Annotated in this window: 11 protein-coding genes and 1 riboswitch; of the genes, 6 read left to right on the top strand and 5 right to left on the bottom strand. The window is 37.5% G+C overall.

What is annotated here, in order from left to right:
- The first annotated feature begins 292 nt into the window (after positions 1 to 292).
- Together A2U94_RS19135 and A2U94_RS19130 are read left to right on the top strand one after the other, a co-directional pair.
- Positions 293 to 538, top strand: coding sequence for a hypothetical protein (locus A2U94_RS19135; RefSeq protein ID WP_025907382.1), 246 nt, complete (start codon positions 293 to 295; stop codon positions 536 to 538).
- A 40-nt stretch (positions 539 to 578) separates the two neighbouring features.
- Positions 579 to 929, top strand: a complete 351-nt coding sequence (locus tag A2U94_RS19130; RefSeq protein WP_025907384.1) for a YppE family protein — start codon at positions 579 to 581, stop codon at positions 927 to 929.
- Positions 930 to 997: 68 nt separating this feature from the next.
- Here A2U94_RS19130 and A2U94_RS21665 read toward each other — a convergent pair whose 3' ends face one another.
- Positions 998 to 1,171, bottom strand: coding sequence for a hypothetical protein (locus tag A2U94_RS21665; protein WP_167556155.1), 174 nt, complete (start codon positions 1,169 to 1,171; stop codon positions 998 to 1,000).
- A 121-nt stretch (positions 1,172 to 1,292) separates the two neighbouring features.
- A complete protein-coding gene (locus A2U94_RS19125; RefSeq protein WP_025907386.1) occupies positions 1,293 to 1,484 on the bottom strand; it encodes a YppF family protein in 192 nt (63 codons plus the stop codon).
- A gap of 239 nt (positions 1,485 to 1,723) precedes the next feature.
- On the opposite strand from A2U94_RS19125, the gene A2U94_RS19120 reads away from it, so the two are divergent.
- Positions 1,724 to 2,134, top strand: a complete 411-nt coding sequence (locus tag A2U94_RS19120) for a YppG family protein (RefSeq protein ID WP_025907388.1) — start codon at positions 1,724 to 1,726, stop codon at positions 2,132 to 2,134.
- 74 nt (positions 2,135 to 2,208) lie between these two features.
- Here the strand turns inward: A2U94_RS19120 and A2U94_RS22385 are convergent, their stop codons facing one another.
- Positions 2,209 to 3,165, bottom strand: a complete 957-nt coding sequence (locus A2U94_RS22385; RefSeq protein WP_502686069.1) for a CotG/ExsB N-terminal domain-containing protein — start codon at positions 3,163 to 3,165, stop codon at positions 2,209 to 2,211.
- Positions 3,166 to 3,220: 55 nt separating this feature from the next.
- On the opposite strand from A2U94_RS22385, the gene A2U94_RS19110 reads away from it, so the two are divergent.
- The 3 genes from A2U94_RS19110 (at position 3,221) to A2U94_RS19100 (ending at position 6,897) form a co-directional block, all read left to right on the top strand.
- A complete protein-coding gene (locus A2U94_RS19110; protein WP_025907391.1) occupies positions 3,221 to 4,297 on the top strand; it encodes a CotH kinase family protein in 1,077 nt (358 codons plus the stop codon).
- 94 nt (positions 4,298 to 4,391) lie between these two features.
- Positions 4,392 to 4,516, top strand: a riboswitch (SAM riboswitch).
- A gap of 73 nt (positions 4,517 to 4,589) precedes the next feature.
- On the top strand, positions 4,590 to 5,735 hold the full coding sequence (locus A2U94_RS19105) for a trans-sulfuration enzyme family protein (RefSeq protein WP_025907394.1): 1,146 nt from the start codon (positions 4,590 to 4,592) through the stop codon (positions 5,733 to 5,735).
- Positions 5,719 to 6,897 carry a trans-sulfuration enzyme family protein gene (locus A2U94_RS19100; protein WP_025907396.1) on the top strand — a complete coding sequence of 393 codons (1,179 nt, stop codon included), beginning with the start codon at positions 5,719 to 5,721 and terminating at the stop codon, positions 6,895 to 6,897. The genes A2U94_RS19105 and A2U94_RS19100 overlap by 17 nt, the downstream gene beginning before the upstream one ends.
- A 51-nt stretch (positions 6,898 to 6,948) precedes the next feature.
- Here the strand turns inward: A2U94_RS19100 and yoyC are convergent, their stop codons facing one another.
- Positions 6,949 to 7,215 (bottom strand): protein YoyC, encoded by a 267-nt coding sequence (yoyC, locus tag A2U94_RS19095; protein WP_025907398.1) that lies wholly within the window; start codon positions 7,213 to 7,215, stop codon positions 6,949 to 6,951.
- A 50-nt stretch (positions 7,216 to 7,265) separates the two neighbouring features.
- Entirely contained in the window at positions 7,266 to 7,931 is a 666-nt protein-coding gene (locus tag A2U94_RS19090; protein ID WP_025907400.1) for an SIMPL domain-containing protein, read from the bottom strand.
- Between the last annotated feature and the right edge of the window lie 254 nt (positions 7,932 to 8,185).

Genomic DNA, 8,185 nt, shown 5'->3' with positions numbered 1-8,185 from the left:
ATAAACAATTATGCCTAAAATAATTGAACCAATCCAACTAATTAATCCTATTTTCGTAACTAATTTTTCCCAATCACCAATCCAAAAGTACAGAATGATTAAATGAACAATAACTAAAGGTACTGAAATTATTGCTAATAGTTTTTTTAACATATTTATCCCTCCAAGCATTATTATACTATTATTCTTGGAAAATTTTCCAACACCTTTGCCTTCCAATAGCAACAATCTTTTAGAAAAGAGCCAAATAAAAAGAGAATAGGTAGTTAAACGAAAAGTTGGAGGGATGGCTATGAAGCTGAAAATGGTAAATACGAACGAAGTGTTAAGTTTATTCGATAATGTATTAGAGCAAATAGATGTTGTAGAAGATACATTATCTTCACAAGTTAATCAAGCGTTTACTACTTGTGAAGAAGTATATAGCAATCACGTTCAGCGTATTGACGAGTCGTTACGAGAAATTGAAGCTGCAGCCTATGAAATCCCAACTCAATCAGAATGGCGGAGAAGAGAAGTACTACTACGTACAGTGTAACGATGATTTATGGTACAATGTCATCGTTGAGGTGACAAATATGAATTTAATGATAGAAGCAACAAAGGTACTACATCACTATAATGAGTTAGCTCTTACTCGTTTATCCACTATTAAAAGTAATTCAGAGTATGAGGTGAATTTCTTTGGGGAGGTCAAACCATATGTTGATCAGTTTTTTTATGAGTTAGATATGTGGACGGATCTTGTTACCAAGTGGCTCAAAGAAACAAAGCCTAAATATATTCACATCAATCAAGTAGATACCCTTCGTGAAAACTTGCAAAACGTAGTGCTCCAGTCTTTTTATCAAGAGACGCGAGACAAGCGCTTTAAGCAAATGTATCAATCAAATAAGTACGTATTAGAGTCCATTTTAATGAACGGTTAAGTTTGATTAAACAGTAAAAGCCTAAAGGTGTGTTTACACTTTTAGGCTTTTGCTGTGTTGTAATTGAATTAATCGTTATCTTTTTGCACGTGGATGCTGACAGCAGGATCGTCTTCCGTACCGACTGTATTGATTACATAATCCACTTTTTGAGTGTGTTTTGGTGTAACGGGCTGCCCCGCTTGCGAAACGGTTGGTTCATGCCCTTGCTTTTTATGGTTAAAGTGTTTTCCTCGACTCATCGAAACTCCTCCTTGAAATGAAATGGACGATCTTTTTTAATATGCGTCACAGTAGCGGTGAGTATAAGTAGTTAAATATAGAAAAGCCCTCAGTCAATTAGCTGAGGGCAATGTAGTACAATTAATTCTCGTGTGCAAATTCGGGTTTTGAAGCTCCGATTTGTTCTAACTCACGAACGGCGATTTTATAATCGGATAGTGTTAAACAACCTTTTAAATACTGCTGCTGCGCGAAGTCTAGCAGCTCATTACTTGAAGTTGGCTCATACTGTTTTTTAGCCATAAAAGCTTGTTGAAGCTCGTTCACATACATGTAAATTCACTCCTTATCCCCATTTTGTGTGCTTGTCTTGTTAGCATCACTTATAGTTATCGTAACATAGATTGAAATTATCTCGTTTTTTTGAAAAATTTAAACTTTCGACAGAAACTAACATTTTTCACAACGTTCTTCTAAATATAAAGTGAAAAATAAAAGGTGTAGTGCGTCACCTGAGATTGAGTACCCACATACCATATAATAAAATTTTTAAAGGGAGGTAGCGAGCCAGTATGTATAATCAACAGAATCCTTATCCATATTACATGCAGAATCAATGGGAAGAAGAACGGTTTGATTTAAGTCAGGTGTACCCATTTCCAGAATATCATCAGCAACCATGGCATCATACAGAGTTGCCGCAACAGCCTTATGCTCAAGTTCCACCCCAAATGCAATATGTAAACAACCAACAGCAATACCCTTTTTATCAAAATGGAATGCCTTTTCCAAATCCTTATCCAAAAGGTAATCAGCAAATGAAGCAACAGCCTAACCAGTTTCATTCTTTAATGTCTCAATTTAAATCTTCAGACGGAAATTATGACGTTAATAAAATGATGAATACAGCGGGACAGATGATGGGAGCAATGAATCAATTAACAAACTTAGTAAAAGGGTTTACAGGTATCTTTAAAATATAAAGAATTGTATAGCATGTAAATGGAATAAAAGGGCTCTACAAGAAGCTATAACGTCTTGTAGAGCATGTAATGTTTTATCTAAAGAAGCGGTTGAATGGGTGATTACAGAAGCAAGGAGAATGGTCACATTTTTTAACTGGCTTTTTGCCTGTAATTGGATGGCTTGTTAAGTTAGGTAAGTGTGAATGCCCAATTTTTTTCTTGTGACCATATTTTTTTGAAGAGTGTTTCTCTTTTTTATGGGAATGTTTAAACGTTTGAGAAGGTTGATGCTTATTGTAAGAGTGTTTTTCTTTACAGAAACATGTTTTTTTCTTTTCAGAGCGGTGTTTTTTATGAGAGTGTTTTGTGGAATGAGAATGTTTTTTATAAGAATGGTGCTTTTTATAAGAGTGCTTTGTAGAGTGAGAGTGTTTTTTGCAAGAGCGGTGCTTTTTATGAGAATGCTTTGTAGAGTGAGAATGTTTTTTGCAAGAGCGGTGCTTTTTATGAGAGTGCTTTGTGGAGTGAGAGTGTTTTTTGCAAGAACGGTGCTTTTTATAAGAGTGCTTTGTGGAGTGAGAGTGTTTTTTGCAAGAACGGTGCTTTTTATAAGAGTGCTTTGTAGAGTGAGAGTGTTTTTTGCAAGAACGGTGCTTTTTATGAGAATGCTTTTCTTTACAGAAGCACGTTACTTTTTTGTGAGAACGATGCTTTTTGTGAGAACGTGAGCTTTTCGTACAGTACTTGTTTTCCGTTCTTTTCTCTGTTTTCTTTTCTGTCTTTTTCTCCGTCTTTTTGTGAGAAAGAGCTGTTTTTTTAGATGAACTTTTTGAGCTATGACCTTTTGGTTCTTGATACATAAATCTGCCTAGCTCTGATTTTTGTAAAGATTCAGCAGCTTTACGAATACGCTTAGATTGAATATACAATCTAAAAACCTCCTTATGAGAATCATTTTTTTGCCTTTCACCATAAGATACGCTTAATACGCCGTACTTGCTATGAGATAAACGTGGAATTTTAAGAAATAACCAAGGAGTTTCTAGCATCTCGGTGGGAGAGGAGCTCATATAATTTAAAATGTATCCAAAAGGAGGGAAAGAGATGGGAATTGCCACCTATTCTGTTTTTGCTAATGTTCGGGACTTTAAAGAACTAAAGGCCGACATCTGGTCTGAAGATTCCATACCCGCAGTGATGAAAGTTCATAAAAAGAGGTATGAAATAGGCTTAACTCTAAGGGGATCACACATCCGAGAAATGAGAAAGAAATCGTACTATATAGAGTTTTATTCACCAAATAAATTCGGGAAGACCAACGAAATTCATCTCAATGCAGAATATAAAGATCCATCGCTAGTTCGCAATAAACTATCGCTCGATTTCTTTTCAGACCTTGGCGTACTATCACCGAAATCACAGTTTGTTCATCTCACCATTAACGGGAAAAATGAAGGTGTTTATTTACAGTTAGAATCGGTAAACGAGTACTTCTTAACAAAGCGTAGCTTGCCAAAAGGCTCTATCTTTTACGCTGTAGACGGAGATGCCAACTTCTCGTTAATGAGTGATTTGGATGAGAAGCCAAAAGAATCGCTTCAATCAGGGTACGAAACAAAAGTAGCGTACGGAAAAGATGAAGAAGCGTTAGAATATTTTATTTATAACTTGAATACATGGACGAATCAAGAGTTTGAAGATAACATTGAAGAGCACTTGGAGGTAGATCGCTATTTAGCCTGGTTGGTGGGAGTAATTTGTCTTCAAAACTTTGATGGTTTTGTTCATAACTATGCTTTGTACCGGAACAGTGATACGAAGTGCTTTGAACTCCTTCCTTGGGACTATGATGCTACGTGGGGGCGCGATGTCAACGGAGATGAAATGGAAAGTAACTATGTGAGAATGGAAGGGTTTAATACGTTAACAGCACGACTTTTGGCCATATCAAAATTTAAGAAACAATATATTGAAAAAATGAATTCTGCGCTAAATCATCAGTTCACTGTTAACTATATGAAACCAAAGATTGAAGCACTCCACCAGCTGATTTTGCCTTATGTAGAGAAAGATCCGTATATACAGCACAAGTTAGCTACTTTTTATCAAGAACCTGCGTTTATTTGTGACTTTATTAAAGACAGAGCAGCCTATATAAGAAAATCAATGAAGTCTTTTTGAATAAATGAGACAATTGAAATTGTTTAGAAAATTCTATTGACATTCTTTGTTATTTTTATTAAAGTATACACAATGAATAATTAATTTAATAAAACTCTTATCCAGAGTGGCGGAGGGACTGGCCCTGCGAAGCCCGGCAACCATCAAACCATATGTTAGTCAGTGAGTTTGAACGGTGCTAATTCCTGTGAAATACGATTGTATTTTAACAGATGAGAGAAGTCGTGATTAAGCGAACGCTCTTCCATCTGTGAAGAGTTTTTTTTATTTACTGCAAAGAGGAGAGGACATTATGCATATTGAAACACTACTTGTTCGTTCGGGCGTCAATCGAGACCCTGCTACAGGTTCCATTACAACACCTATTTACCAAGCATCTACGTTTGCACACCCCCGTTTAGGAGAAAGCACAGGATATGACTATGCTAGAACAGCTAATCCAACAAGAACAGCGTTAGAAGATGCGATCACTGCGTTAGAAGAAGGCGAAGTTGGAGCGGCATTTGCTTCGGGAATGGCAGGAGTTATGGCTGTACTTGCTTTGTTTAAAAACGGTGATCATTTAATCGTCTCTGAAGATTTATACGGTGGTACATACAGAGTTTTAAATGATATTTTTGCAGAACAAGGTGTAGAAGTAACGTATGTAAATACAGCTCATTTAGACCAAGTTAAAGCAGTATTAAAGCAGAATACGAAAGCGTTATTTATTGAAACACCGACAAATCCAATGATGCACGTAACGGATTTAAAAGGAATAATTGAACTTGCTAAAGAAAGTAACTTGTTAACAATTGTGGATAATACGTTTATGTCACCTTATTATCAAAGACCTCTTTCTCTTGGAGCGGATATCGTTATTCATAGCGCTAGTAAATACATTGGTGGTCACAATGACGTAGTAGCCGGGTTAGTCGTTGCACGATGTCGTGAGCTAGGTGAAAAAATTCGCTTTTATCAAAATGCAGCAGGTGCAATTTTAGGTCCGCAAGATAGCTGGTTGTTGCTGCGAGGTATTAAAACGCTTGCTTTGCGCATGGAGAAACACAATGAAAATGCGCTGAAAATTGCGAATTGGCTGACTTCACATGAGCTGGTTGAGAAAGTGTACTATCCAGGTCTTGAATCTCATCCAGGCTATCACGTAATGAAGCAACAAGCAGGAGGCTTTGGCGGAATGATTTCCTTCGCTGTAACGGACCCGCAAATTGTGCCAGTCTTACTTGAGAATATAAAGGTGATTACCTTTGCTGAAAGTCTAGGTGGTGTGGAGAGCTTAATGACGTTCCCAGCTCGTCAGACTCACGCAGATATTCCAGAAGAAATACGAAATCGAGTTGGCGTAACGAATTGCTTATTACGCTTATCTGTTGGGATTGAACATGCAGAGGATTTAATTCAAGACTTAAAGGAGGCATTTGATGCATACAACAAATAAACACTCATTTGGTACAAATTTAATTCATGCAAAAACAGGTATTGATGGACATTTTGGAGCGGTAAATGTTCCCATTTATCAAGTGTCTACTTTCAATCTAGAAGACGAAACAAACGGTGGGCGCTATGACTATTCGCGTTCAGGTAATCCAACACGAGAAGCTTTAGAAAATACGATTGCACAGCTTGAAAATGGAGCTGCTGGGTTTGCTTTTTCATCAGGAATGGCCGCTGTATCATCTGTTCTTTGTTTATTTGAAGCAGGCGATGAAATTATCGTTTCAAACGATATCTATGGTGGCACATATCGCGTATTAACAAGATTATTTTCAAAGTTTGGTATTAAAACTACATTTGTCAACATGACAAATGTAGATGAAGTAGAGGAAGTCATTTCGAGCCAAACAAAAGCGATTTACATTGAAAGCCCATCAAATCCATTCTTACAGGTAACGGATATTAAAAGCGTTGCAGCGTTAGCTAAACGCTATGACCTGTTAACAATCGTTGATAATACGTTTATGACACCTTACTTGCAGCAACCAATTAATTTAGGGGCAAATATCGTCATTCATAGTGCGACAAAGTATATTAGTGGCCATAGCGATGTAATTGGTGGATTGGTTGTTGTAAGTGATGAAAAGCTTGCTGATGAAGTAAAGTTTGTTCAAAACGCATTTGGAGCTATTTTAGGGCCACAGGATTGCTTCTTATTTCTACGAGGCATTAAAACATTAAAAGTAAGGTTAGATCAGCAACAACAAACGGCTTTAGAGCTAGCGAAATGGTTTGAAGAGCAACGTGACGTCGAAGCGGTTTATTACCCAGGACTGAAGACACATCCTGATTATGAATTGATTACTGAGCAGGCAAACGGATACGGAGCAATTATTTCGTTTAAATTAAACAATGATGAACTCGCACAGCATATATTAAAAAACGTGCGCTTATCTTCGATTGGTGTAAGTTTAGGCGCAGTTGAATCCATCTTAACACACCCAGCAACAATGTCTCACGCTAGTATTCCAAAAGAAGTGAGAGAGGAAAAAGGCATTACAGAATCGCTGTTACGCTTATCAGTTGGACTGGAAGAGTATGAGGATTTAAAAGAAGATTTTAATAATGCTCTAATTTCTTTTCAAGAAAAAGCCGTAACTAAATAATAATAGAAGAAAAGAGGTTGTTTCTAGATTTAAATAGAAACAACCTCTTTTTTAGCAATTTCTGAGTAGTTTTGTATACAGGTCGATTAAAGCCAGCTGTTCGCTATGAGCAAGACTGCTATTGTTAATCCGCTGAACGGCCAGTTCATATTTTACCTCAGGAGATTTACGAACGCGAGGATGCGTCATTTCATCACGTAAATCCTTTTGAATAGCATAGGATAACTTTTCTTTAACGGAAAGATTATCTTGGTTGGAAAAAGAGCGATTTACCCAAAGTTTTTGATAGGCGCTAAACAATTGTTCATCTGATATCACGATGCATAAACTCCTTTTATTAATATACGTATTAGTTTAGCACACATACTCTAGTACCTGTATGTCACTTCTACAGCTGATACAACTGTCAGAGACTGCGTTTGAATCGGTGGAGCAGACCCAAGTGTCTTAGCTGCCACTACATAGCCACCAGGGGGCTGCTGAGTCCGTTCAGTGACTTCCAGCGGAATAGGGTTTAAGACAACGCCTAGGGTGTCTGCAATAGCCGTTGCTTTCTCTCCAGCGTGCTGAACGGCTTGAGAAAGTGCTTGCTTTTCATAGGGTGTCGGATCTTTCACAAAAAAACGAATATCTTCTGCTACGTTTCCACCGCTTGCAACAGAGATAGCGTACACTTCACCAGCTTGTTTAATATCTGCAACATGAACTTCAAATAAATGCTGTACTTCGTATCCAACTAATGTCGTTTTGCCATCAGTGTAGTCATATTTTGGGTTAATAGTAAACGATGCGGTCTCAATATCACTTTGTTCAATTCCGGCATTTTGAAAGCCATCAATCATTGTATTGGAAACGGTAGTGTTTTCTTTTAATGCTTGCTGTACGCTTAGGTTTTCTGTACGAACACCGATAATAATGGAAATGCCATCTGGAACAGCCGTAATATGGCCTTCTCCTATCACTTTTAGCTCACGCTCATTTCCTTCACGTGATGGTGGGGGCTGGTGATTATATGGAAACATGGATGGATGCATGCTATAAACCTCCCTCTATAAATGTTGATTTATCAACGGTTTGAGCCGTTGGTGGGGTGTCAAAAAAATATTTTTCGACACGCTTCCTAACAATATTTTTATATTATGAGAAACTATTCCATTATATGGGTACGCTACGCGGTCACTACTGGTTAATAGTGGTAAGTAGTGTCAGAGAATTATGTGATGCACAATGGATCTCTGCGTAACTTATGATGACGTACCCTCCCATGTCTCTGGGCATCTGTGTGCCT

It is taken from the genome of Bacillus sp. VT 712, assembly GCF_001614195.1.
Taxonomy (GTDB): Bacteria; Bacillota; Bacilli; order Bacillales; family Bacillaceae_H; genus Priestia; species Priestia flexa.
This window is presented reverse-complemented; position numbering and strand designations above follow the sequence as displayed.